This window comes from Brevibacillus sp. BD137 (assembly GCF_041644655.1).
In the GTDB taxonomy this organism is placed as follows: domain Bacteria; phylum Bacillota; class Bacilli; order Brevibacillales; family Brevibacillaceae; genus Brevibacillus; species Brevibacillus brevis_D.
In genome coordinates this window covers 1-25,317 of the sequence record NZ_JAOTNO010000013.1, presented here as the reverse complement: position 1 = coordinate 25,317, position 25,317 = coordinate 1, and the positions used below count along the sequence as shown (strand labels likewise).

23 protein-coding genes and 1 pseudogene are annotated in these 25,317 nt (G+C 47.8%); 10 read left to right on the top strand and 14 right to left on the bottom strand.

What is annotated here, in order from left to right; all coding sequences use genetic code 11:
- Positions 1 to 51: 51 nt before the first annotated feature.
- The 4 genes from ODZ53_RS23095 to tkt all read right to left on the bottom strand — a co-directional run bounded on the left by ODZ53_RS23095 (position 52) and on the right by tkt (position 8,754).
- On the bottom strand, positions 52 to 3,369 hold the full coding sequence (locus tag ODZ53_RS23095) for a collagenase (RefSeq protein ID WP_372680336.1): 3,318 nt from the start codon (positions 3,367 to 3,369) through the stop codon (positions 52 to 54).
- 243 nt (positions 3,370 to 3,612) lie between these two features.
- Entirely contained in the window at positions 3,613 to 3,963 is a 351-nt protein-coding gene (locus ODZ53_RS23090) for a hypothetical protein (protein ID WP_015892537.1), read from the bottom strand.
- Positions 3,964 to 4,064: 101 nt separating this feature from the next.
- Positions 4,065 to 6,581, bottom strand: coding sequence for a PBP1A family penicillin-binding protein (locus ODZ53_RS23085; protein ID WP_372680334.1), 2,517 nt, complete (start codon positions 6,579 to 6,581; stop codon positions 4,065 to 4,067).
- A 166-nt stretch (positions 6,582 to 6,747) separates the two neighbouring features.
- Positions 6,748 to 8,754: a transketolase gene (tkt, locus tag ODZ53_RS23080; RefSeq protein WP_015892539.1), complete on the bottom strand. Its 2,007-nt coding sequence runs from the start codon at positions 8,752 to 8,754 to the stop codon at positions 6,748 to 6,750.
- A 129-nt stretch (positions 8,755 to 8,883) separates the two neighbouring features.
- On the opposite strand from tkt, the gene ODZ53_RS23075 reads away from it, so the two are divergent.
- Together ODZ53_RS23075 and ODZ53_RS23070 are read left to right on the top strand one after the other, a co-directional pair.
- A complete protein-coding gene (locus ODZ53_RS23075; protein ID WP_235442425.1) occupies positions 8,884 to 9,039 on the top strand; it encodes a hypothetical protein in 156 nt (51 codons plus the stop codon).
- 16 nt (positions 9,040 to 9,055) lie between these two features.
- Positions 9,056 to 9,511: an NUDIX hydrolase gene (locus ODZ53_RS23070; protein ID WP_372680331.1), complete on the top strand. Its 456-nt coding sequence runs from the start codon at positions 9,056 to 9,058 to the stop codon at positions 9,509 to 9,511.
- A gap of 157 nt (positions 9,512 to 9,668) precedes the next feature.
- Here the strand turns inward: ODZ53_RS23070 and ODZ53_RS23065 are convergent, their stop codons facing one another.
- The 3 genes from ODZ53_RS23065 to ODZ53_RS23055 all read right to left on the bottom strand — a co-directional run bounded on the left by ODZ53_RS23065 (position 9,669) and on the right by ODZ53_RS23055 (position 11,047).
- Complete coding sequence (locus tag ODZ53_RS23065) at positions 9,669 to 10,256, bottom strand: DedA family protein (RefSeq protein ID WP_372680329.1); 588 nt, start codon at positions 10,254 to 10,256, stop codon at positions 9,669 to 9,671.
- A 189-nt stretch (positions 10,257 to 10,445) separates the two neighbouring features.
- On the bottom strand, positions 10,446 to 10,652 hold the full coding sequence (locus ODZ53_RS23060; protein ID WP_015892550.1) for a YqgQ family protein: 207 nt from the start codon (positions 10,650 to 10,652) through the stop codon (positions 10,446 to 10,448).
- Entirely contained in the window at positions 10,649 to 11,047 is a 399-nt protein-coding gene (locus ODZ53_RS23055; RefSeq protein ID WP_016743052.1) for a hypothetical protein, read from the bottom strand. The genes ODZ53_RS23060 and ODZ53_RS23055 overlap by 4 nt, the downstream gene beginning before the upstream one ends.
- 22 nt (positions 11,048 to 11,069) lie before the next feature.
- On the opposite strand from ODZ53_RS23055, the gene ODZ53_RS23050 reads away from it, so the two are divergent.
- Positions 11,070 to 12,407: an MFS transporter gene (locus ODZ53_RS23050; RefSeq protein ID WP_372680503.1), complete on the top strand. Its 1,338-nt coding sequence runs from the start codon at positions 11,070 to 11,072 to the stop codon at positions 12,405 to 12,407.
- A gap of 64 nt (positions 12,408 to 12,471) precedes the next feature.
- On the opposite strand, the gene abc-f is transcribed toward ODZ53_RS23050, so the two are convergent.
- The 4 genes from abc-f to ODZ53_RS23030 form a co-directional block, all read right to left on the bottom strand.
- The gene (abc-f, locus tag ODZ53_RS23045) at positions 12,472 to 14,400 is read right to left on the bottom strand and encodes a ribosomal protection-like ABC-F family protein (RefSeq protein ID WP_372680327.1); all 1,929 of its coding nucleotides are present in this window, start codon (positions 14,398 to 14,400) and stop codon (positions 12,472 to 12,474) included.
- Between the two features lie 456 nt (positions 14,401 to 14,856).
- A complete protein-coding gene (locus ODZ53_RS23040) occupies positions 14,857 to 15,654 on the bottom strand; it encodes a stalk domain-containing protein (protein WP_372680325.1) in 798 nt (265 codons plus the stop codon).
- 99 nt (positions 15,655 to 15,753) lie between these two features.
- Positions 15,754 to 16,692 (bottom strand): AEC family transporter, encoded by a 939-nt coding sequence (locus ODZ53_RS23035; protein ID WP_372680323.1) that lies wholly within the window; start codon positions 16,690 to 16,692, stop codon positions 15,754 to 15,756.
- A gap of 13 nt (positions 16,693 to 16,705) precedes the next feature.
- A complete protein-coding gene (locus ODZ53_RS23030; protein ID WP_016743057.1) occupies positions 16,706 to 17,107 on the bottom strand; it encodes a hypothetical protein in 402 nt (133 codons plus the stop codon).
- Between the two features lie 810 nt (positions 17,108 to 17,917).
- Here ODZ53_RS23030 and ODZ53_RS23025 point away from each other — a divergent pair.
- The 5 genes from ODZ53_RS23025 (at position 17,918) to ODZ53_RS23005 (ending at position 22,028) form a co-directional block, all read left to right on the top strand.
- Positions 17,918 to 18,745 carry an amino acid ABC transporter substrate-binding protein gene (locus ODZ53_RS23025; RefSeq protein WP_173607447.1) on the top strand — a complete coding sequence of 276 codons (828 nt, stop codon included), beginning with the start codon at positions 17,918 to 17,920 and terminating at the stop codon, positions 18,743 to 18,745.
- Between the two features lie 109 nt (positions 18,746 to 18,854).
- Positions 18,855 to 19,685, top strand: coding sequence for a transporter substrate-binding domain-containing protein (locus tag ODZ53_RS23020; RefSeq protein WP_199927944.1), 831 nt, complete (start codon positions 18,855 to 18,857; stop codon positions 19,683 to 19,685).
- Positions 19,672 to 20,367: an amino acid ABC transporter permease gene (locus ODZ53_RS23015; protein ID WP_015892559.1), complete on the top strand. Its 696-nt coding sequence runs from the start codon at positions 19,672 to 19,674 to the stop codon at positions 20,365 to 20,367. Before ODZ53_RS23020 ends, ODZ53_RS23015 begins: the two co-directional genes overlap by 14 nt.
- A gap of 17 nt (positions 20,368 to 20,384) precedes the next feature.
- Positions 20,385 to 21,119: an amino acid ABC transporter ATP-binding protein gene (locus tag ODZ53_RS23010; RefSeq protein ID WP_015892560.1), complete on the top strand. Its 735-nt coding sequence runs from the start codon at positions 20,385 to 20,387 to the stop codon at positions 21,117 to 21,119.
- A 534-nt stretch (positions 21,120 to 21,653) separates the two neighbouring features.
- Positions 21,654 to 22,028 carry a YybH family protein gene (locus ODZ53_RS23005; RefSeq protein WP_372680320.1) on the top strand — a complete coding sequence of 125 codons (375 nt, stop codon included), beginning with the start codon at positions 21,654 to 21,656 and terminating at the stop codon, positions 22,026 to 22,028.
- Positions 22,029 to 22,116: 88 nt separating this feature from the next.
- On the opposite strand, the gene ODZ53_RS23000 is transcribed toward ODZ53_RS23005, so the two are convergent.
- On the bottom strand, positions 22,117 to 22,887 hold the full coding sequence (locus ODZ53_RS23000; RefSeq protein WP_372680318.1) for an ANT(4')-I family aminoglycoside nucleotidyltransferase: 771 nt from the start codon (positions 22,885 to 22,887) through the stop codon (positions 22,117 to 22,119).
- Between the two features lie 85 nt (positions 22,888 to 22,972).
- On the opposite strand from ODZ53_RS23000, the gene ODZ53_RS22995 reads away from it, so the two are divergent.
- Positions 22,973 to 23,125 (top strand): hypothetical protein, encoded by a 153-nt coding sequence (locus tag ODZ53_RS22995; RefSeq protein ID WP_372680519.1) that lies wholly within the window; start codon positions 22,973 to 22,975, stop codon positions 23,123 to 23,125.
- Here ODZ53_RS22995 and ODZ53_RS22990 read toward each other — a convergent pair.
- A pseudogene (locus ODZ53_RS22990) lies at positions 23,057 to 23,978 on the bottom strand (LysR family transcriptional regulator). The gene ODZ53_RS22995 and the pseudogene ODZ53_RS22990 sit on opposite strands and share 69 nt — an antisense overlap.
- Before the next feature lie 145 nt (positions 23,979 to 24,123).
- Here ODZ53_RS22990 and ODZ53_RS22985 point away from each other — a divergent pair.
- Positions 24,124 to 24,606 (top strand): DinB family protein, encoded by a 483-nt coding sequence (locus ODZ53_RS22985; protein ID WP_087346193.1) that lies wholly within the window; start codon positions 24,124 to 24,126, stop codon positions 24,604 to 24,606.
- Positions 24,607 to 24,647: 41 nt separating this feature from the next.
- Here ODZ53_RS22985 and ODZ53_RS22980 read toward each other — a convergent pair whose 3' ends face one another.
- Positions 24,648 to 25,199, bottom strand: coding sequence for a nitroreductase family protein (locus tag ODZ53_RS22980; RefSeq protein WP_372680316.1), 552 nt, complete (start codon positions 25,197 to 25,199; stop codon positions 24,648 to 24,650).
- Positions 25,200 to 25,317 lie beyond the last annotated feature (118 nt).

Sequence of the window (25,317 nt, the reverse complement as noted above, 5' to 3'; positions counted from 1 at the left end):
TATCCTTTTTAAAAAGGGGTAGAAAGGGCTTTTCTTCCTATGAATAGGGGATTACTCTGCGTTCACTATAGCTTTGTACGGAATCTTCGTGTTGTTAGTGTTGTAGACTAACAAGTAATATTTCCCTGGTTTTGCCTCAAATTCTCCAGTCAGTTTCTTACCTGTGGTTTTGGGGTAGGCGAAATACGTTTCGAGATCATCTTCATGGAACACCACCCAGTTTAAGCCTTCGTCCTTCTCGCTACTTACCGTAACTTGAACGACTCCTTCCTCTTCGACCTGAATCATGTACGTGTCCTTGTCATCTGTACGATCGGTTTGACCACTTATCTCTTCGCCCAACTGTAGCGTATTAGCGTCATCAAATGAATTGTTTGGCTCCGTTTCGCTTGGTTCTGTATTTTCTTCTGGCCATTCCGCGGTTACTTTATATGGAATGGTTTCACCGTTAAAGTTGTACACGGACAAATAATAGGTACCCGGAGTTGCTTCAAACTCACCAGAGAGCGTTTTTCCTGAGGTTTTGGGGTAAGCGAAATAATGATTCAGATCATCCTCGTGATGAACGACCCAGTTCAAACCAGTATTATGCTCACTCGTTACGTTGATTTTCACTGTTCCGTTGCCCAATACCTTCAAGGCAAAAATGTCCTTGTCGTCCTGTTTACTTGTTTGACCACTCAGCTCCACATTGCTTTTCAACGGATTTGCCTCTGAAAAGCTGTTGTTTGGCTCCTGTTCCTTTTCCCCGATTTCTCCACCCTGCTCCTCGATCGCGATCGTCATCGATTTCGCAGTAACCGCTCCTTTGTCATCCGTTACTCGCAGTTTTACGGTATATTCTCCCTGATTTTCGTAGACATGCGTAGGGTTGGCATCACTGCTAGTTGTGCCATCTCCAAATTCCCACAGATAGGATACGATGCTCCCATCCGGATCGGAGCTTCCGTTACTACTGAATGCAACCTCCTCGTTTACAGCTGCTTTTGACGGTCCGTTCATGACAATAACAGGCGGCTTGTTCTCACCATCCCCTTGTTCTGGAAGTACTCCGTGGAACGTGACATCATACTCAAACTGATTGGACGCATTTACTCTATAGTTGGTAAAGTAGGCGGTTACGGTTTTGTAGCCGTTCCACGGGTGGGAAGTAAGTGTAGTTAGAAACTCGTCTGTCATGCGACTCATCGTTTCCCAGTCTTGCTTCTCCCCTTGTGCCTGCGTACCCGTGTACGTCCCGGTTAACGTAAAGGTTTGGAAAAACTCTGAATCATGCCTGTCTGTAGACACATTTTTCAATCCAGCGACATCCTCAATTTCTTGGAAGATTTCTGCACTTGCTTTGGGGGATGGTGTGACCAAATAATCATCTGACACCAGCGGCACGGTCAGATCAGGATAGCTGTCCACCAAAGATTCCATTGTTCGGTGGTAATCCCGATTTAGCTCTGAATCATTGCTGAGCGTACGGATGAACTGGTCATAACCATCCACGTTATTGGCCTCTATGTAATCCATGATATCATCGAGCTTGTTCCAGTCCTCTTTCATCATGTGATACTGCAAGGCGTATGAATACGTATAAAAATCCCACGTGCCGTAGCGTGCATGCAAAGTTTGAGAGGCTGTATACCAATTATTTTGTCCAAAGCGAATCAGATTGTTGACCATGGATTTTCGAGGCAAAACGCCTGTTGTTCGCGTGGAGCCTGCAAACAGTTCCGCTCCTCCTTCTTCAAACCACGACAGTCTCTCGTCTCTGTAAATCGGTCCTTCATTCCACAAGCCAGGTATGGCATAGCGCCCTTGCAAATAGTGCGTGAATTCATGGCGGAATAATTCTTCCAGTGTGTACGTGCTCTGCTGCGGTGTTCGTTCGTAGGTGAAGAAAGTTCCTTTCCCCTCGATATACATGCCCCCGTTGTCCGTCTCATAGCCATACAGGGGGTTGTTCATCTTGTACTCTGAAGGACTATTGTAAAGGACCATGGTTAAAATATCGTCGGGGTTCCCTTCCTCCATCGGTTCATCTCGCCCTGCCATCCGATGAAACTGCGCTTTTACCTCTTTTGCCGCCCAGTATAACCGTTTGACTTTTTCTTCTGTGACATCCGCTCCTGTTTTCATGACGATGCTTCCGTCATCAAATGTGTATTCTTTGGGCAAATACTTTTCCATGGCATCCTCACGAATCTTGTTGAACTGGATGTCCCTTCCCTTAGCGTCTTTTCCGCCATAGACCGTCTGGATCAGCTTCGCTACCTGCATATATTGGAGTCCCACATACGGATAAAGCTCTAATGCTTCTGTGAGGACCTCGTTGCCCTTATTCGGATTGGAATGGTATCCTCCCAAATACGCACTATGATAAAACCCATTGTCGAGGACCCATTCCTTCGCTTCATCCGTATCGCCATGCAACGCGAGTTTTCCCAACTCGTTCAGATACGTATCGATTTTGCCGTAAAACTCCTGTTTCTTGGTTGGTTCATCCACTTTCCACATCAGAATATAGCTAAACTGGCTCATGATGCGGAATACAGCATCTCCCGCACTCCGCTGCGTGATGAACGTATCCATTTGTTCTTCGTATTGACGGATGATCGGTGCAGCTTTCTCCACAAGGGAAGCGCTTACAAACGTGTTTCCAATAAGTCCACCAAATGCACCTACCACCTCATTTTGGGCATCTGTCCCTAATTTGAAATTCGGATTGTCGGCAATGGCTTGTAGAGCAGGGAACACTTTTTCATGCTCGCTTCTCTGATTAAGATAGGATAATTCCTGGTGGTAGTAGCCGAGGTAATATCCAGAGCGAAGAACCTCTACCAAGGTGTCTATTCCTTTAGAATCGCTGCTGGAGTATTGTGTGCCTCTGACTTGCAATGCGTCAATGATGGCCTGAACGCGCTGCCGATCATTGTAAAAGGCATACGAATCGGGGGTAAAATCGAATAATTCAGGAATCTGCTCCCAGCTGACCGTCACCAGTACATTGACTAATTCGTCATAACTGAGCTTGTTCAAATCGGACATCGCGTACTTTTCGGCATTTGCCTTTATGCTCCGTTGCTGTTTGTTCGAAGACTCTTGCTCCTCTACACGCCAGGTCGGCTCCACTGGATGGGGATATTCCCCTGCTTTGTCACTGGATTGATGCTGAAACGAGGTGACTGGGTCCAGCCTTCCCTCTACATATTTCCCAGAAGGCGGAACGTTTTGATGTGCATCCCTTCCGATCGCACTCGAGTAATCCTTGACTGCCAAGGCTTGGGCAGGAGTACCAACTGTCCCCAATAGAAAGGATGTTGAGAGAAGAACACCAGCCATCATGCGGCTTGTGTGTACCGTGTGGCGCTTTTTCTTCATGAATGAGCAAACCTCCTTTGAATGGTAACGGAATGAGATAAATGACACGCTGTTAGAAATTGCAATTATGGTGCCAATGCATATAACAGAAAAGAAGAGCAAGGGTGTATACATTTTTTTTACAAAAATACATAAACATGTATGTAATATTAGACACTATTCCTTTCAAAAGTGAGCCTAGCTTCGCGCACGCAAAAAAGCGCGTTCCCGCAATGGGAACGCGCCATGTTTTTACGATCACATTTATTTTTCTTCTTCCAATTCCCTCATCGATTCTTCTTGTTCTTCTTCTGGGTTCCAATAATCGAGCACTTTTCCTTGCAGAACCTTGCCTTGAATGAATTCTACCTGCTGCTCACTGAAATCCTCTGTCCACTCAATACCCAATTGTTCAGCTAGACGTACGACGGTCAACAGTTCTGACCAAGCCACGTAACGTTTGTACCAGAAGAACTGTGGCTGCTCGTTCATGTATGGGTAAAGATCATCGAAATCGGTGTGTTTACAGTCAAGTGCTCGCTCAAAATTCACCTTGGTTTGGCGTAACTGTTCTTTGAAAAATGTGGGTAGATCCCTTTGTGCGTAGCTAGACATGGACTGTCCCCCCTGTCTCCCGATTTAATGGTATTGTACCACGCGAAAGAAGCTGTGCAAATAGTCGAATCGGTTTTGAATCGTTCTTGCTGGGCTAATCTTTAGCCGTTTGAAGCATCTGGGGACTGGTTCTGCCCATCCTCTTGTGGAGGTGGTGGTAATTGAATTTCATTGGAAGAACCATTTGTCTGACCAGGCTCTGGATTCATGATGTCCGGTGGAACCTCACCTGTTCCCGGATTTGGCGGTTGGCTACTGCCTCCATTATTAGTATGCTCACCAGTTTCTCCGGTACCTTGGTCAGGTGGAATTTCCCCGTTGCCATTTCCCGTACCATCCGGATTTTGTCCCTGATTGCTGCTTTCATCGTTATGACCTGGATCTTGATTGATCATATTCTCCAGCTTCTTGGAATCGATTGGGACTGTTTTTGAAGGCGTGCCTTCTTCGCCTTGTGCATTTCGTGGAACGACTTGATACTGATACTGTTTCGGACTATCCAACACATCTACATAAGAGGTTTCCTTCATACCCGCAGAGATGAGTTTCCTTTCGCCGCTTTCACTAATGCGGTAAAGATCGTACGTATCGCCGTCAGGCCCACCAATCCAGCTAAGCACGACCATCAATTTATTCGTACTTGTGTCCAATGTCATGTCTGCAGCCAATTGGATTTCTGGTTCAACTTCTTCTTTTTTATGTTGTACGGCGCCTTCTGGTCGAACGAAGTCCGATGACGGCACACCTTTTAAGGCGGTTCCCATCACTTTGGAGAACATTTGCGCTGTCATGCTACTTCCTTGGTGCATCAAATGCTGTTTGTCCTCCGGATCGAAGCCCATCCAAACGGCACCGACATATTCCGGAGTATAGCCCACAAACCAAGCATCCTTGTTTGCTTTGCTGTCCCCTGCTATCGATTGGGTCGTACCGGTTTTACCCGCAACATGGCGGCCAGAGATACGCGCTGCCTTCCCTGTCCCTTCCTGAACCGCTTTCTCCAGCATGGTATGAATCTCCCAAGCTGCTTCCGGCTTCAGTGCTTCAGATTGTTTTGGCTGGTATTCACGGACGACACCCTCATCCTTATTCTCGACCTTGCTGATCGAGTGTGCCTCGGAAACTACCCCTGCATTCACAAAAGGTGTATAGGCCTGAGCCATTTGCTTCGGTGATATACCTTGATTCAATCCCCCGAGAGCAATCGCCAGGTTTCGGTCATTCGGTGTCAGCTCTATGCCGACTTTCTTGAGGTATGCCAAGCTTTCTGATACCCCAATTTCATTTAACAGCCAAACAGGCGGGATATTTGCAGAGTCGATCATCGCCCGGCTCATACTGACTGATTCAGTGTAGCGGTTATTGTAGTTGCGCGGCTCATAGCCATTGAAGCTCTGCCTTTTGTTGCTCAGTTGCGAATTTGCGTTCCATTTGTTGATATCTTTATTGACTGCCGGAGCAAACACAGCAATCGGTTTAAAGCTGGAGCCCGGCTGACGCTTCATGTCTGTCGCATAGTTAAAGCCTTTTGGCGCATAGTTGCGTCCGCCCACCATCCCGGCAATTCCGCCCGTTTTCGCGTCGATGACAATCATCGATGATTCTACACCGCGCTTGGCGCCGTCTTTCGGGAAGTTTTTGGCATTGGCATATTCCTCTACCATAGCATCCTGTACTTTCGGATCAAAGGTCGTGTAAATGTCCCAGCCTCCGCGGTACAGTTCTTCTTCCGTTACACCGAACTCTGCTTCGGACTCTTTTAACATATTGTCAAAAAACGCGCGATAGCCTTTTTTCAAGCTGCCACCGGCCACTTCATGCGGTTTGGTCGGCAACGCCTCTGCTTGAGCTGCATCCTTTTGTTCATTGGTAATAATGCCTTGCTCAGACATTAGACGTATAACAGTATCTCGACGTAGCTTGGCTTTTTCCGGATTGTTAAATGGTGAATAGGTGCTCGGTGCTTTTGGAATCGCCGCCAGCATCGCTGCTTCTGCAACGGTAACATCGCTTACCGACTTGCCGAAGTAATACTGGGCAGCATCCGCTACCCCAAATTCCCCTTCGCCCAAATAAACGCGGTTCAAGTACATCTCTAAAATTTGATCCTTGGAGTACTTACGCTCCAAGCCAATCGCAATACTCATTTCTTTTGTTTTGCGCCAGAATGTTTGATCTAGGGTGAGAAAGACGTTTCTTGCCAACTGTTGGGTAATCGTACTTCCCCCTTCAGCCAGCGATCCTTTTTTGATGTCATTGACTATGGCGCCACCGATCCGAACCATATCCACGCCCTTATGTTCATAAAAGCGCTTATCCTCTACAGCGAGGAACGCATCGATCAGGGTCTTTGGCATTTCATTAATCGGTTTGTATACACGGTTCTTCTGACGAATCAGACTAATTATCTCTTTCCCGTTTTTGTCGTAAATGACAGTTGGTTCTGCTTTTAAGTCCTGTAGCTTTTGTACGTTTTGCTCAATCATCCGGTCTCCCGCATACAACAGGGCGAAGTAGCCCCCAATCACACTAAGGACAAGGAAAATTGCAAACGATACGGCAATCATCAGCAAGTTGTTCTTTTTCTTCTTGACTTTCTTCTTGGCCTTTGCTGCCATTATTTACCTCCTGGTATTCTCTCTCTCCCCCACATCTTATATAGACGGTCCCATTTCAAAAAAGTTTCTGTTTTGGGTTGTAGTCTATCATTCCATACAAAATTCCGTTTGTCACTGGAAAAGCCTATCTCCTGAAACAGAAGATAGGCTTTTTCCTAAAGGTTTACTATTTCAGCAGTTTTTCTGCTTCAGCTACAACATTTTCTACCGTGAAGCCGTATTCCTTCATAATACGCTCACCTGGTGCAGATGCGCCAAACTGATCGATTGCGATGACCGTACCGTTATCACCAGCATAACGCTCCCAGCCCATTGGAGAGCCCATTTCTACCGCCACACGCGCTTTGACAGACGGTGGAATCACAGCGTCGCGATACTCTTTTGGCTGACGCTCGAACAGGTTCCAGCTCGGCATGGAAACAACGCGTGTTTCAATACCTTTCGCAAGCAATTGCTCACGCGCCTGCATCACGAGGGATACCTCAGATCCTGTTGCGAGCAGGATGAGCTGCGGATTGCCGCTTGGAGCGTCTGCGAGAACATACGCACCTTTGCTCACGCCTTCTGCCGCTTTCTCAATGGTTTCAGGCAGAACTGGCAGGTTTTGACGAGTCAGTACCAGAACGACTGGCTCATCTGTACGGGATACAGCATATTTCCAAGCCTCGTTTGTCTCCACTGCATCAGACGGACGAAGAATGGTCAAGCCTGGCATTGCACGCAAGGAAGCGAGCTGTTCAATCGGCTCATGCGTCGGTCCGTCTTCACCAACTGCGATCGAGTCATGTGTAAATACGTAGACAACTGGCTGCTTCATCAGTGCAGAGAGGCGAATTGCCGGACGAACGTAGTCGGAGAACACGAAGAATGTACCCCCGTATACTTTAACGCCACCGTGGAGAGCCATACCGTTGAGGGCTGCACCCATCGCGAATTCGCGAACACCAAACCAAATGTTCCGGCCATCGTAAGAACCTGGCAGGAAGTTGCCCGCTTCTTTAATCACCGTGTTGTTGGAATGTGCCAAGTCAGCAGAGCCGCCCAGGAAGAACGGAACGCTGTTTGCCAATGCATTGATCGCATTACCGGAAGCAACGCGTGTCGCCAGCTTTGCGCCAGCTTCATACGTCGGCATATGGTTGTCCCAACCAGCAGGCAGATGACCTTCTTCTGCAGTCGTAAATTGCAGCGCCAGTTCCGGATACGCTTTTGCGTATGCAGCAAACAGGTCGCGCCAAGCAGCTTCTGCTTTTTCGCCAGCGTCAGCCAAGCCTGCAAAGAAATCCGTCACTTCTTGTGGTACGTGGAACTCACTTTCATGATGCCACTCGTAGTTTGCTTTTGTCAGCTTCACTTCGTCTTTTCCAAGAGGAGCGCCATGAGAAGAGCTGGAGCCGCCTTTGTTCGGGCTACCGTATCCAATGACAGTTTTTACTTCGATCAAGGTAGGACGGTCCAAATCTTTTTTCGCTTCTGCGATAGCCGCGTCAATCGCAGCCAGATCATTGCCGTCTTCTACGCGAATGTATTGCCAACCATACGCTTGGTAGCGACCCGCAACGTTTTCAGAGAAGGAACGGGAAAGCTCGCCATCCAGAGAGATATCGTTCGAATCGTAGAGCACGATCATTTTGCCCAGTTTCAGGTGAGCAGCCAGGGAAGAAGCCTCGCTGGATACACCCTCCATCAGGTCACCGTCGCCGCAAATTACGTATGTGTAATGGTCAACGATGTCAAAATTGTCGCGGTTGTAAACAGCTGCCATGTGCTTTTCAGCCATCGCCATACCGACAGCCATCGCGATCCCTTGTCCCAAAGGACCCGTTGTCGCGTCAACACCCGCTGTATGTCCAAACTCAGGGTGACCAGGCGTTTTGCTGCCCCATTGACGGAAATTATGTAGGTCTTCCAGTGAAACATCGTATTTCATCAGATGCAACATCGAGTATAATAGCATAGAGCCATGTCCTGCTGAGAGGACAAAACGATCACGGTCAATCCATTTTGGATTGCTCGGATTTACTTTCATAAAGCGGCTCCACAGTACATGTGCCATAGGGGCTGCACCCATCGGCATTCCCGGGTGACCGGAATTCGCCTTCTCGATGGCATCAATCGCCAGCGTGCGGATGGTATTAATGGATAGCTGATCAACAGACGTATGCTGAGTCATCTCGCAAAATCCTCCCTGCGTTTTCTAGAAATTACTACCGAGAATCAGGTAAAAACACACTGTGCCATTATAGCATAGTTCCCATTCATAATCATGTTCGCTTTGCATGAATTAAGGAGGTCTTTTTCAATGAATTCGCTGTATCTTACTATCGGGATCGTTTTAGGGGTTGCTGGAATTGGAATGCTGCTCTTCGCGATGACCAGTTCTCCTATTTTGAAAAAAAACAGACTGGAACGCCGGAGACAGGCTGCCGAGAATCATCGTCCGGAAGAGTATCATTAAATAGAGGAGAATTCCCATGCTGAAAGAGCGCTTCGCGATGCGGGTAGCCGTTCACCTTTTCCTGGTAAAAGATTCGCAAGTCTTATTATTACGCCGCTACAATACCGGCTACGAAGACGGCAATTACAGTGTTCCCGCCGGACATCTCGATGGGAATGAAGAAGTGAAGACAGCCGCGATCCGCGAGGCCAAAGAAGAATGCGGAATTGACATCGATCCAGCAAGCCTGGAGATGGTAGGCGTCATGCATCGTCGCTCTACAGATGAACGCATTGACTTTTTTGTTGCGACAACCGAATGGCGCGGAGAAATTATCAATGCCGAGCCGAATAAATGCGATGAGCTCGTATGGGTGGACATGGATAAATTACCCCCGAACGTCATTCCATATGTGAGACAAGCTCTCTTGAACTTTAGACGTAAAGAGTGGTTTGACAGCTTTGGCTGGGAGCGTTCCATTCGAGTGGAATAAATCATAAAAAGCAACCCCTCCGCCAGGCGCCTTGTGCCCGCTTTGGCAGTTGGTTGCTTTTTTACGTTACCCTTCGCTTACCGAATCTCAGAAGAGGACCTTTTCCCCCTGATTAGCCAGACCTACTGCTTCCACCTGCTCAGGTTAAAATGGGAATCTATGACACAGGTGGTTGCTTATTCGTTCGAGGTCCTTTCATTCCACCAAGACGCTGCAACTGGCGAATCAGGAGGAACGAAAACCCTGCCAAACAAACAATCGTCAATGTAATTTTGCTATATTGATAAACGCCCGCAATCATTATTTCCAGTTGATCATAGAACAAGTAGCCTGCCACATAGTAATGCAAGGTCCAAACGATACTGCTCGGCAAAAAGAATAGAAGGAACTGCCGAAACGACATTCGGCTGGCACCAGCGAGGATAGGCACGGTATGACGAATAATCGGAAGAAAGATACCAAAAGCAAGCAGCCAGCCCATTGACCCGCGCAATACCGACAGTCTATCAGTACGCAAGCCCAGCCTCCGGGTCATCCAGCCAAATGCCTTCGCTCCCAGCAAGTATCCCACGCAAGAAACGATGAAAAAAACGGGGTATATGACGGCAAATGCTGTAAAAAAGTCCGCTCCTGTATTGGCAACCTGTGCCCCCATGGTCATGACCATAATCTCATCAGGAATAAATTTTCCCAGCATGCCTGTAACCATCTCCCAGAATAGCTCGTAATACCCTGTAAACTCCACCTGTGCCGCCTCCTTTCTCTCTGCACTCTATCCTAACGGGTAAACCTTTCAAAAGAAGACAGAAATCCTTAAGAAAAGGATAAGTATTTCTGAAGAATTTCTTACAAAATACAATTCGAGATGCCCAAACAAAAAAACGTGTTCACCAACTACCGCTTACACACGGCTTGGCAAACACGTTCTTACGCTCTATTCTCTTCCCTCAGCCTTACGCTTGCTGCGCAACGCTGACATGGCTTCAATGAACTCTTCCTTGTCAATGACATTCAGCTCATATAGCTCCCGAATTTCATCTTCTATCAACAGCAAATCCCCTTCAGGATCACCTGTATAAATAACCAATCCGAAACGGTGCAGAAACGCCTTCAAATCGAATTCATTCGGGTTTATTTTCAATGAGCTCCCTCCAGATCGATCTCCATCCTTGCGAGGACGGCATCGTAATCAAACTCGACAGCAAAGCCGGTAATGACGATGATCTTCGCGTGTGGATACGCTTCTTGCCACGCCTCCTCCTCTTCCGGTTTCAATCCGACGATATACAAAGGGTCCGCGGATAGCTGCGGGTGTTCTTGACACAAGCGTAAAAACTCTTTGCATCTCTCCTGTTCGACAGCCGCATTCAGAACGAGGACAGCTCGCTCAACTTCTCCGGACTCTCTTTGTTTAGCTAGCAACTCAAACGTTTTGACCGAAGGCACAATGGCATTGATCTCAGGAAAACGATCGAGCACTTCATCCAGCCAATCATCTTCATGCCAGGCCAGGTAGTAAAGCATCGCAGTAGACATGTAACAAACACCTCATGGATATATACTTGACAATATAGGTAGCCATTCTTGTTTCTTTTCTATTATAGCACGTCTCGCTATAACTGCCCACGCTGCTGGCTTGACTTCGCCATTTCCTTCACGTAAGGTGGAAAAAGCAAACAATTCGCTTGAACAGATTTCTGTGCGAAAAGAGGTAGACGTAGTGAATAAGAAGCACCTTGCCCTCTTGTTCTTTATTGCTTTTTTCATCATGCTCGGTTTTGGCATCATTATCCCCATTCTTCCCTTTTTCGCGGAAAAATTGGGTGCGACTTCGTTACAAATCGGCGTACTTTTTGCCAGCTACAATATTATGCAGCTGGTGTTTGCACCGATTTGGGGGGCACTTTCAGATAGAATCGGGCGAAAGCCACTCCTATCATTTGGGCTGTTCGGCTTTTCCATCACCTTTATCCTGTTTGGACTCGCTGACAGTTATACAGAAATGCTCCTGTATCGCATTTTGGGTGGAATCGTCTCGGCTGCCGCATTGCCAACCGTAACCGCAATGGTAGCGGATCTCTTCCCTTCAGAAGAACGGGCAAAAGGGATGGGGGTCATTGGCGCAGGGATTGGACTTAGCTTTGTCTTCGGTCCGGTCATTGGTGGACTGCTCAGCAAATTCGGCTTTGCCGTTCCCTTCTACGCTTCGGGTATCGTGGCGTTGCTTACATTTTTCCTGATCCTGTTTTCCTTGCCAGAAAGCCTGCCGAAAGAAAAACGGGCGAATCTGCAAAAAGAACAGCGGCAAAATCCGCTTGTCTCTTTGTTCGGTTCTATGTCCTTGCTGTACGGTATTTTGTTCACCGTTTCCTTTGCTTTTTCCGGACTGGAAACGACTTTTGCCCTGTACATAAGTGATTTGTACGGTTTTACCTCCACAGACCTCGGCTACATGTTTCTCGTCATGGGCTTGATCGCTGCCGCTGTACAGGGCGGGCTGATCGGAAGAATGGTCAAGCAGCTAGGGGAAGCAAGTGTCCTCGTCATCGGGATGATTCTTTACGGCATTGGATTTTTCGCCATTCCGTTATCGGGTAATTTTTGGGTGTTAGCGCTGATCCTCTCCTTATTCGGGGCGGGACAAGGCATGATCAGAGCGACAGCCACCGCAATGATCACCCAGCGAACCACGCAAGGCCAAGGCGTGACAAGTGGAGCAATCAGCTCGATGGACAGCCTAGGACGTATCTTGGGTCCATTAGCTGGTGGAGCGGTTTACCAGGTCTCCCACGGCGGTCCGTTCTTCCTCGGAGGGGTCTTGATGGTGCTCCTCCTCCTATGGTTCGTAAGCAGCTATCGCCGCCTTCCAGAACCAAGCACACATGCGCAATCGTAAGTCATACAAAAAGAAGCACCGCCAGCATTCAACAAGTTGCTGGCGGTGCTATTTTTATCGCAGCCTACTGTTCCTGTAGCTCCATCCAAACTGAAAAGGTTACCTCTATCTCCTGCTGTACCTGGTCAATCGACTGTTGCCAAGCCATTAACTGCTCGTAATCAGCCCCTTCACTTTGGAGCAAGGCCGTCAGTTCGCCTTTTCTTCCTTCTAACGAGGCTATTTTTTGTTCAAGCTCTGCTAGTTTGTAAGGATTTGGACGTTTTGCTGTCGCATTCGTCACGGCCGTCTCTTGGACTTGTTTGACTACTGACTGCTTTCGCTCTATTTCTTCTTCTGGCTTACCCGCACAAGCAGCCATCCTTTGTTTTTGCTTCTCCCTTGCTTCCTGATAGGAACCCACATCGTGAACCAGTCGCTTATTTTCTACCCAAAACACACCATCTGCCATCTTCTGCAGGAAATAGCGATCATGCGAGATGATAAACAACGACCCTCGGAAATCTGCCAAGGCTTCCTCCAATGTTTCTCGCGCTTCAATATCCAGATGGTTGGTCGGTTCGTCCAGAATGAGCAGGTTGATTTCCTGATGCATCATTTGGGCCAAGCGCAGCCGCATCCGCTCTCCGCCGCTCAACTGCCCGATCCGCTTGAAAACTTGTTCGCCGTAAAACATAAACCGCGCCAGCAAATGTCGTGCTTCCGGCTCCGTCACGCTGGCTACCTCGCGGAAAACGTCAATCAGACGTTGGTTTTGGTCCCCTTCCAAAGCTTGCTGTGACAAGTAGCCAACCTTTACGCTGCTGCCAATTTTGAGCGTACCTGCGTCTGGCTCAATCTCTCCCAGCAGCATGCGAATCAACGTGGATTTACCGCAGCCATTTGGTCCAAGCAGCGCTTTTCGCTCCCCGTAGCGCAATAAAAAGCTAGCGTCCGCAAACAACTGTTTCCCGCCAAATGCTTTCTGTACCCCCGTCGCTTTTAGCACATCCTGCCCGCTTCGGTCGGTTTTCATAAACTGCAAGCCCATGCGATCCGCTTCCATTTTCGGTCGCTCGATACGTTCAATCCGGGCCAGCGCTTTTTCCATGCTTTTTGCCCTTCGGTGAAAGGCTTCGTTCGGCGGATTGGAGCGATTGCCCCATTCCTTGAGCCGTTTGATTGTCTCTTTCATTTTCTTGATTTGTTTCTGCTGTTCCTGATAAGCGGCAAACTGGCGCAGCAAGCGCTCTTCACGCTCCGTAGCGAATGCACTGTAATTACCGATATAAAATTCGGCTTCCCCTCCGTCCACATGATAGACAGACGTGACGACCGCATCCAAAAAATAACGGTCATGGGAGATGATCAGGATTGTGCCCTGATAATTTTTTAAAAACTCCTCTAGCCACTCCATCGATTCCACATCCAAGTGGTTGGTCGGCTCATCCAAGAGCAGAACATCGCTTTGTTGGCAGAGTAGCTTTGCAAGGCCAGCCTTCGTCTTTTCCCCACCACTGAGCTGGGCAAAAGGTGTCGCTAACAGCTCCGAACTAACTCCCAAGCCCTGTGTCACCTGGGTCATTTTCGTCTCCCACTGATAACCATCCCGCTGTTCAAATTCATCTTGCAGCTTTTGATACCGTAGCATGAGGCGGTTTAGCTCTTGTTCATTTTCGTAAAGCAAACCCATCTGTTGCTCGAGTTCGCGCATCTGCTCCTGCAGCTTGATGACATCCACAAAAGCACTGGCTACAACATCCGCCCCCGTCCACTCCGCCGGATACTTCGGCGTTTGCGGCAGGTACGCCCATATCGTTCCTTTTGCCCGAAAAAGCTCACCAGAATCAGGGCTTTCGATACCTGCCAACAGCTTGAACAATGTGGTTTTGCCTGCTCCATTCGGTCCGACGATCCCGACGCGTTCTCCAGCTTTGATTTCCAATGTGATATCTTGTAAAACCGGATCAGCTCCGTACGATTTCTGCAATTGCTGTGTCGCGACAATAATCATGATTGTTTCCTCCTCGAAATGTTGGTAACGGTTCAAAATAATGGATTTCCTGGTGGCCCCGGCACAATTTTGAGACCACACCGCACGTACGAGTGGACGCAAAAAAGCCGCAGGCCATTACCTGCGGCATCGTGAAAGGGACCGACCTTACGTCAGTTACCCATTATAGACAAGAACAAACCGCCCCTGATCGATGCATGGTACGCCTATGGAAACTCCGTTCAGTTGTATGCGCAAAAAAGGACAGACTGGTCCCGTTGAATGTAAAATCATGCGTCATACTGGAAGTTTCTACCACAAACCATGCTTGAAGAGTTCCGGACACGTACACACACCTCCATTTCTCAAGGGATAGGAAATCACAACCATAATCTTACATCAGGAGTCACATAAAAACAAGAGGGCCTGCTACGTTCTCCTCGTTAGCAGGCCCTCTGCGTCGTTTGTTCGATTTATTTATCGGCTTCCGTTGCCCTCTGTGGGGAACAGCGGCTTCTTCGTCTCTGCATCTAGAAAGGTAATCGTTGTGTAAGGTGGCAGCTTCACTTTTGCCGCCAAATACGGATAGGAAATCACTTGCGGATACATTTTGCCCGGCTCAGGTTGCGTTTGTTTGACATACACAAAAAGCTGCTCCAAGCTCTGCTCGACTTTGGTTACCTGCAGTCCGTAGCCAGGATTCGGTGAGGACCCGCGTGCGATGACATAAAGATCTCCCTGCTTGTGAATGCCTTGCTGTTCTTTTACCGATTCAATAAACGTACGTTCCTGTTCTGTCAGCTTATCGGCATCGACAAGCGTAAAGGCACTCTCTTCCCCAGCCATCACAATTTCCACCGCCTTTTTCTCGGCATTCCACGTGATTTGATGTCCGGCCTGCTCTGCCATCCATCTCAACGGCACATACACTTGCTTGTCACGCACGATTGCGCCCTGCCCATCTAACAGCCACTTGCCATTCAACGCTACTTTTCCTGTAACGAGTTGGAACGTCAGCGTCCCTTTTGCCAGCTTCATTTCTCCATTCGTTGCATCCTGTTTCCAAGTGCCTCCTAAAATCCGGCTCGCATCCTCGGCAGATACATAGGTACGCTGCTGGACGAGAATCGGTGCTTTTGCCAAGGAAGATTGCTCTCCGTTTACCAGTATCGCATTTGTCGTTGTTTGTGGTGTGCTAGTCACTGCCGCCTGCACCGGATAAGCCGCCAACACTTGCAGTGTCAGGGCAACAGCCAAAATCGATTTGCCTTTCATTGTTGTTCCTCCATCCCTAATCATCATTTTCGTCATTCTTTACTTGTTAGACATAGGTTACCTCTGATTCGTTTCACTATGACTGAGATTTGTGAGGGATTAGTGCAAAAGCCAATTTCCCATGACCAGAACAACCGGGATGGACAAGAGCGCCAGCAAGGTGGAACAAACCGTCGTCATGGCACCCATCTCCTCATCCGCCGCATAACGCCCGAACAAAATCGAGGCCAATGTCAGGGTGGGCATTGCTACTTGCACAAGGGAAACGCTGACGATATCGCTGTCGATTGAAAAAACGGACAAAAGAAACGCCGTCATCAGCGGAAAAACAACTAGTTTAAACGTGAGTGGCATGCTCAAAAGCTTCAAGGATACTTGCGGTTTGTTGCGCAAAAACATCGGCAAGAGCATACCAATATACATCATGGCTAGCGGAGAGGCGAGCTTGGACAGCGTTCCAAACAGCTGCTTCACAGGCTCAGGCGGCACAAACCCGATGATGGCAGAACCGAGTCCAAATACAATCGCGATCATCGGGATGTTGATGAGTGTCTTGAGCCCTTTTAAGGAAAAGCTTCCTTTTTCCTGGAGCATCATCACCCCTACTGTCCATAGCACAACATCCACACCTGCGTCAAAAATCGCTGCCAAAAGTGCCCCTTTTGGCCCAAACAATGCCGCACAAAGCGGTAAACCGATGAAGCCTGTATTCCCCAAGCCAGACAAGAGCGCGATTTCCCGGCGTTTTTTCACAGGAAGCGGAAGAGCACGCGCACCTAACCAGCCGATGAAAATACCCAAGCAGTTCAGGATAATAGAAATGAAGAATATTGCAAAAATTTGGTATAAAATTTGTTGATCAATGGTTGTCTGAAAGATCCCGTCTAAAATAATGCACGGCATGGCTACGTTAATAATAATCGTGATGACGAGTTGGCGTGAGTCCGTAGTCAAGGGTTGTCGGTAGCCGATTAAGCTACCGATCCCAATGATGACGGCCATGATGAGGATGGACTGCTGCAACGTTTGTAGTTCCATGCTGCCCTCCTGCCTACATTTCTACCGGAAGCCATTCGAGTTTTGTCGGCTCCCCTTTTTCACATGTTCGGAGCAAATCCCCGCACAAGGGAACAACCTGCTCAAGCGGAACACACCAGGAAAGGGGAAAGGCAACCTCACTACCCTCAATGACGAGTGTGGACATCACCGCCGATTGCTTGTCTGCCGCAAGGACAAAGTGCTGCTCAGCCGGCTCGTGTTCTTTCCATTGCACCAATACTTTGCCGTTGTTCCCGCCTGCTACGACTAAATCCACATGGTCTCCATACGCTGCGTGAACCAACGTTCGGGTTACTCCATCCAATTGAGCGATTTCCTTCAGCACTTCATGCCAGGCTACATGCTTTTGCTCGATTCCACTTCCATCTGTATACATACGCCAGTCGTTTAACATGTTGATTGACTCCTTTTGTCGGTGCGCTCTCCTATGAAGAACAAGCACGTCATTGCTTGTAGGCCTTTCAATTCGTACTAATTGTACGCTTCTTGACGGGGAACCTCAACCTCTTCTTCTGCTCCAAGTTTTCGTCTCTTGCACATAGCTACTGCCTGAATGGAGAAACTTAAAAGGGATAAAAAGTGTAAAGGTACTGTAGTGGTGGGGAGGAAACAGGAGAAAACGCTCAGATTCTTGTCCCACCCGCTGTGGGGTTGAACTGCCCGCCTCCATGCAAAAAGCGAAACCGCGTCCAAAGTGGTCCTTTCAGGATGTATTTCAGAGGTGGACGCTTAAAGGCGTGTTTCGCTTTTTGCATTCCGTCTAGGTCGGTGTACCAAAGATCTTCGCTGTTTTCTCCTGTTTCCTCTACGAAGCTTTCCGTGTTTAAACAGGCTTTTAGAGATTTAAAAGAATGGAAGAAATGTCATCAGTTACGACAGAGAAGAATATTTCCAGACGTAGCGACTTGTGGAGTCCAACCAAGCGGAGAAGGGATTTGCGGGCAAAAGAAACGCAACCGTGCCCACGCGACGTAGCGGCTACCACTTTTGCGTTTCCCCGCGAATCCCTTCGGAGCGGACAGTCTTTACCCCCAGCAGGACGTAGCCTGGAGCCTAGACTGGAAATATTCTTCTCTTCACCGCAGCGGCATAAACCTCAATTCAAAGTAATCAAATAGGATTTAGTAATTTAAAGATTGACAAAGGCATGAACGACCACTACTATGAATCCATGAAATCCGATTAACATAAAGGGGATTACAACATGAAAAAAGTCATTCTTTCTACCTTGCTCTCTTGTCTACTACTGGGAATGGTTGGCTGCAGCACTTCCGGTTCTCCTTCTCAGCCGAATAATACGACTCCGCCTGCTGATCAAGCAGCTTCGCAAAATTTGCTGGAAAAAGTGAAAGCCGAGAAGAAACTCGTCATTGGTACGGAAGGTACATACTCTCCGTTTACGTACCATGATCAGTCGGGTACATTGACTGGCTATGATGTGGAAGTAATTACGGAGGTTGCCAAGCGACTTGGTGTAGAGCCTGTGTTCCAGGAAACCCAGTGGGATGCCATGTTTGCGGGACTCGACTCCAAGCGCTTTGACGTCATTGCCAATCAGGTAGGAATCCGTCCTGATCGTCAGGAAAAATACGATTTCTCCAAGCCATATACGATTTCCCGTGCGGTTTTGGTTACGCACAAGGACAATAACACCGTCAAAGACTTCAAGGATATTAAAGGCTTAAAAGCCGGACAATCCATGACCAGTAACTACGCTGATCTCGCACGCTCCCATGAAGCAGAAATCGTCGGTGTAGACAACTTCAATCAAGCGATTGACCTGATCGCGCAAAAACGCGTGGACGTTGTGATTAATGATAATTTGTCGGTGCTTGATTTCCTGAAGCAAAAGCCGGATACGCCAATCAAAGTCGTGGCCAAAAATACAGAGGGTCAACCAACCGCTTTCATGTTCCGTAAAGGAAGCACAGAACTAACTGACGCGATTAACAAGGTGCTCGATGAAATGCAGCAGGACGGTACCCTTTCCAAAATTTCCACCAAATGGTTCGGCGAGGATATCACGAAGTAATCCTTACTCATGAAGAAAACCTTTATCGAGGAAAACTCGTTGACAAAATTGTCTGTCCCTTTTAGTATGATCCTATTCAATTTCACATCGGTTTAGTGGGGGTTACTTTATGAAAAAACTATTATTTTCCCTTCTCGCTTCCACTCTGTTAGTCGCATTGGCAGGTTGCGGGTCGTCTTCAACAGGACAGCCGCAAAATAGTGCCGCTCCTGCCCCAACAGAAGAGAAAAAAGAACAAAACTTGTTGGAAAAAGTAAAAGCTGACGGTAAAATGCTGATCGGAACCGAGGGCACATACGCGCCTTTTACGTTCCACGATCAGTCTGGCAAGCTGACAGGCTATGATGTGGAGGTCGTGACAGAGGTAGCGAAGCGCATCGGCGTCGAACCTGTGTTTCAAGAAACACAATGGGATGCCATGTTCGCTGGACTTGACTCCAAGCGCTTTGATGTCGTAGCGAATCAGGTAGGCATTCGCCCTGATCGTCAGGAAAAATACGATTTCTCCAATCCATATACCGTTTCCACAGCAGTCCTTGTGACCCATAAAGACAACACGACCGTAAAAGGCTTTGCGGACATTAAAGGTCTGAAGGCAGCGCAAACATTGACGAGCAACCTCACAGATATCGCGAAGAAAAACGGAGCGGAAATCGTCGGTGTGGAAGGCTTTAACCAAGCGATTGACCTGCTTGTTTCCAAGCGTGTAGACGTTACGATCAACGATGGGATTTCCCTGTTAGACTTCATGAAGCAAAAGCCTGATGTTCCGATCAAAATTATCGCAAAAGATCCGAACGTAGCGAAAAACGGCTTCCTCTTCCGCAAGGGCAGCACAGAGCTGGTTGATGCATTCAACAAAGCACTGGATGACATGACGAAAGATGGTACCCTCGCAAAAATATCAGAGAAATGGTTTGGTGCAGATGTCTCTAAGTAGCTTCTTTGAAAACCCAGAACGCCTGAACCGATGGATCGATATCGCGCAAAGCTCCTTTCTTCCTCTGTTGAAAGGAGCCTTGCTCTATTCTTTAACAATCGCCATCGCTGCCTTTTTCATTGGTCTGATCCTTGCCGTTCTCACTGCGCTGGCACGACTATCCGGCATTAAGCCGCTGATTGGCATCGCCCGCTTTTATGTATCGATCATTCGCGGTACTCCTTTATTAGTCCAATTGTTCATCATTTTTTATGGCTTACCGAGCATCGGCTTGATGATCGATCCGATACCATCGGCAATCATCGGCTTCTCTCTCAGCGTCGGTGCCTACTCTTCCGAGGTAGTACGTGCCGCGATCTTGTCCATTCAAAAAGGGCAATGGGAAGCAGCCTACTCTCTGGGAATGACCTACTGGCAAGCACTGCGCAGGGTCGTGCTCCCTCAGGCAGCTCGGGTCTCCATTCCTCCTTTGTCCAACTCGTTTATCAGTTTGGTCAAGGATACATCGCTGGCTTCGGTCGTTCTCGTACCGGAGATGTTTCGCAAAGCCCAAGAAGTCGTTGCTGCGACATATGAGCCGTTGCTCGTCTATGCGGAAGCGGCCCTTATCTACTGGGTGATTTGCTTCGTACTCTCCATTATCCAGGATCGCATCGAAAACAAGCTGGACCGTTATGTCTAAAAAGCAGGTGAAAACGAATGATTACGATCACGGATGTGCATAAACAATTCAACACCTTACATGTGCTCAAAGGCATTTCCCTCTCGGTGGAAAAAGGAAAGGTAGTCGTTATCATCGGTCCTTCTGGCTCTGGGAAAACAACCTTGCTTCGCTGCCTGAATGCACTTGAGGTTCCGACCAGCGGCAGCGTCCAGATCGGGGACGTCAAGCTGGACTTTTCCAAAAAAGTAGAGAGAACAAGTATTCCGAAGCTACGGAAGCAAACCGGAATGGTGTTTCAAAACTACAATCTGTTCCCGCACATGACAGCCCTTGAAAATGTGATGGAGGGGCCCGTCACTGTCAAAAAAGAAGACAAAGAAAAAGCACGTGCGAAAGCCGCTGCTCTCCTGACAAAGGTTGGTCTCGGTGACAAGCTGGACCATTTTCCTGCACAGTTATCTGGCGGACAGCAGCAGCGCGTAGGGATTGCCCGCGCACTAGCGATGGACCCACAAGTCATGCTATTTGACGAGCCTACTTCCGCTCTCGACCCAGAGCTCGTTGGCGAAGTGTTGAAGGTGATGAAGGAGCTAGCCCAGGAAGGAATGACAATGATCGTCGTCACGCACGAGATGGGGTTCGCCCGTGAAGTAGCCGACGAGGTGATTTTCATGGACCAAGGCGTCATCGTGGAGCGAGATACCCCTTCCCATTTGTTCGCAAAGCCGCGTGAGGAACGCACACGTCAGTTTTTGCAGCATTTGAAGTAGTAACCAGAAAAAAGACTCTGTCTCTCGTATAAGAGCACAGAGTCTTTTCTTTGCAATCGTACCTTAATCATCAAAGAAGCAAATCACTAGAAAAATAATAATGAGAATCCAAATGAACCCGCCACCAAAAAAGCCGAAACCATCGCGATTGCAACCCATGATCTTCTCTCCTCCTCTCATTGAGATCAGATGGAAGCACCGACCTGCTGGCAAGGATCAGTACTGCATTCAGCTTATGACAGTCGCATCTCCCCTGTATGGATGCCTGTCTATTCCCGCAATCAAAAAGAAAAAAAACGGGTGCTTGCCCCTCGGCATTTATAAAAAACCTAAAAATTAACAAATGCTTCATGTTCTCTCTACTCTTCCTTAACATCAGACAACTATCATGAATGTGTCAGACCCTACGATGGACATTACGTCCTCCATTTCCGCCCGAATAGCCCCCTTCTACATCGGGCGGGCTTTTTTTCTTTGCCGCAAACCTATAAAATATGGATAAATAGACCATTTTCAGCGGAAGAGGGATCATTTGTGGAAGGGTATAAACAGGCGTTCGCGCAATATATGGATGCTACTAATACACATGACTTTGCCAATGTAGAGAAAGTGCTTCATCCGAATGCTATTTACTGGTTTTCCGACAAGACTTGTACATCCATGAGTGAGATCCGCGCTTACTTTGAAAATGCATGGCATTTGATCAAGGATGAAGTCTATGCGGCTACGGATGTCCAGTGGATTGCTGTCGATCAAAGATCCGCTAGCTGTTTATATACGTATCAATACCAAGGCTATTACAACGGGGAATTCGTCAAGGGAAGTGGCAGAGCCACGAATATTTTCACGAAAACAGAGACAGATGAATGGAAACTCATTCATGAGCATTTGAGCGGCAAAGTTGAGTAAGCAAAAAAGAAAAGCCTCGCTAGGAAGCAAGGCTTTCTTGGAAAGTTGAGACCCCTACGTACAAGGGGTCTCATTTGTTTTTTATCCATTAAAAAGGAATTCGCTCTGAATGAATCACATAGTGATGCTGTGCAGCCCACTCTTGGAGACCATCCCAGAATGCTTCGCAAGCGGTAACGATTTTTACTGGATCAGTCAGATCCCCCGCCATTACCAATCTGGCTACCTGATCGTATCCAGCCGGGCGATGCGGCAATTCCAGCGCTTCTGGAAAAACCTTGGCCCCTGTCGAGTACAGCTTTCGGTTATGCAGCCCGATCAACATCGCACCATATTGGGCAAACTCCATAGCCAAGTAAGGCAGATAGGTATGTGGGCCGTCTAGATTTACGTTTCGCAACTTGCCAATAAACTCGTACATTTCCCCTACGAGAATACCGTTGATATTCTCTGTGAACTCTTCCTGCGACGGTGATTCCGCTGCTTTTTTGAGCGTTTCAAAAAAGCCCTTCGGATCGTACAGACTCAGCGGAGAAAAGAATGGGCCATGTGTCAGCGGCCAATCATCCTCGACAGTAGACGCAGTGTTCAGCAAAACATCTGCACTGCACACATTCACTTCCGCCTTCCAAGGTCCCGCTGACCATTCGTAGCTAAATTCTATTTCTTCCCCTGTTTCTTCTAGTACACAAAACATCTCGATATCCGAATAAGGGCCGTCTGTCCCACGAGAAATAGAACCATACACCCCAATGGCCAGAATCTTTTCTTTGTACACGTCATGCAATCTCGCAGCAATTTCTTGGCAGGTTTGAAATCGTTCAATTCGAGACGTTTTTACAGGTCCATTCATGTTCATTTACGTACATCTCCCTTGATATTTTTAGAGGTGAGCTGACACAAATACATGAATGGAGGACCTCGGGATTAACGGGGGACTTTTTTTGGATGCATGTGAACTTCCTCCCATCGACCAGATCGTACTGTTCGTCATGATATGCATTTATTTTACCAAGGAAAGGAAAATCTTACGAGTGATTATTATTGATGGCGGAAGCCTGGGCGTTGTCGATGGCCGATTGAATATACGCTTGTAGCGTATCGATGAAGGTACGAGCGGCGAACCCCATATATTTGTCCTTGCGATAAACCAGACAGATGTCTTGGCTGGGTGTCGGATGCAAGAGATTGATGATCGCAATCTCGTCGTCGTTTACGTTTTGCAGCAGTAAGCTAGGCAGGACAGCCCCCGATCCCCTTTTTTACAAGACTCAATTGAGACTGGAGTGTAGTTGTTTCGATATGAGGCTGCAAACGAAAGCCTTCCTGTATGCAATAGCGATTGATGAGCTGTCTCGCTTGATGATCCGGCGGAAACATCACCATTTTTACATCTTGAAGCTGCCCAAACTTGATTGCCTTTTCCTTGGCGAGTGGATGTGCGCGATGAACGGCAAGCGCGAACTCTTCGTGAAATAGCGGAATGACAGTGATTCTCTCATCCGGCTCAGGTAACACCGTCACGCCCAAATCAATCTCGCCGGATGTGATTTGCTCCACGATTCGTGTAGACTCTATGACGGATAAGGATGTTTTCGGATACAAGCGGTGGAATTCTACAAGAAGAGCATCAAACAACAAATCGGCATCACCAGGCAGGACACCGATCGTGAGCGTGCCCCCTTCGTTGTTTTTCATGGCTGCAATTGCTTCACGTGCGTAGTCGATATGGGAAAAAACATGCCGACTCTGTTCCAGCAATACCTTTCCTGCTTCTGTCAGCGTGATTCGCTTGCCCAAGCGGTCAAACAGCGGGACACCCAGCTCATTCTCTAAAAACTTGATTTGCTGGCTGAGATTGGACTGAGAGGTACATAGCTTTTCTGAGGCCCGGGAAAAATGCATTTCCTCACATATTGCCATAAAATACTCCAATTGCCTGAGCTCCATTGCTTCACCCCTTGCGCCCATGATCATTTTTACTAATCATTCTAATCGGAAAAGCATGATTGTTGCGTTTTCCCCTTCGACGTACACTTTAGATGACGGTAAGAGCGCTGTCAATCATAGGAAAATAATAGGGAGGTTTTGTCTCATGTCTCAAAGCATGATCACTTCTGCCACATCCGTTCGTCAAATTGGTCTGCAGCAGATTCCCATGATTCCTGAGGAGCTATTGGATGTTCAATCCCCCGCTTTTTCAAATACACTTCGCTGGAATATCGGGCATATCGTCTTTTGTTTTCAGCATTTCCTGTCCATCGGCTTGCCTTACCAATCTGACCTGCCCGCTTCTTACGCTACTCTTTTTCAGACGGGAACGAAGCCTTCTGACTGGACGACTGCACCTCCCTCGAAAGATGAACTGATTCACTACTTGTCCGTACAGCTAGATCTGCTGGCCTCCGTCACCCCTGAGCAGCTAGAAGCAGCTTTGCCTGCCCCCATTACAATGGGTCCCTTCCAGTTTACGACGGTAGGAGAAGTCTTTAACTTTGCCCTCATGCACGAGTCCATCCATCTAGGAATCATTTCCAGTATGGTAAAAGTCATCGCACAGGAAGCCGCAGCAAAGTAGTTACAAAAAAACGAGACCCTCGAATGGTCTCGTTTTTTCGTTTATTCGAACCGAGTGAACTTTTCTTCGGCAGGTGTGCGTGTGCGTGCTGCTGGTACATTTTCCTGATCGAAAAAACCGAGGTGCAGGAAACCAACGATTTTCTCTCCTGGCGCAACACCCAAAATAGCGTGTGCCTTCGGGTCCCAGTTGTGCGCGTTTGTTTTCCAGACGACGCCTAGTCCACGCTCCCATGCGAGCAACTGGAAGTTTTGAATGAGAGCAGCCGTCGCACTGAAATCTTCTTCCCATTGTTTTTGGCGCGGATCTTCTTTCATAATAACAACCAAATAAGCTGCTGGCTGGTTGTACATGTCTCTGCGCGCCTGATGGGCTTCTGGCGGATAGCAGGTGATCAACTTCTCGACAAACGCTTCTTTTTTCTCTGAAGATACAAACATAAATCTCCATGGCTCACGAATACAATGGTTTGGCGCGTATACGGCGTCATTCAACAGCTCCAGAACAAGCTCTTCGGACACAGTATCTGGTTTATAGTCTTTTTTAATAGAGCGGCGCTCTCGAATGATTTTGGCAATGGACACAACGGTCACCCTCTTCTCTTAGACTTACACACTTTGATAATGGTTATCACTCTTATTTAGAACATATGTTATCGTGTACACTCGGCAAAATCAAGTAAGAAGTAAACGAAACTGCACACCATCATGA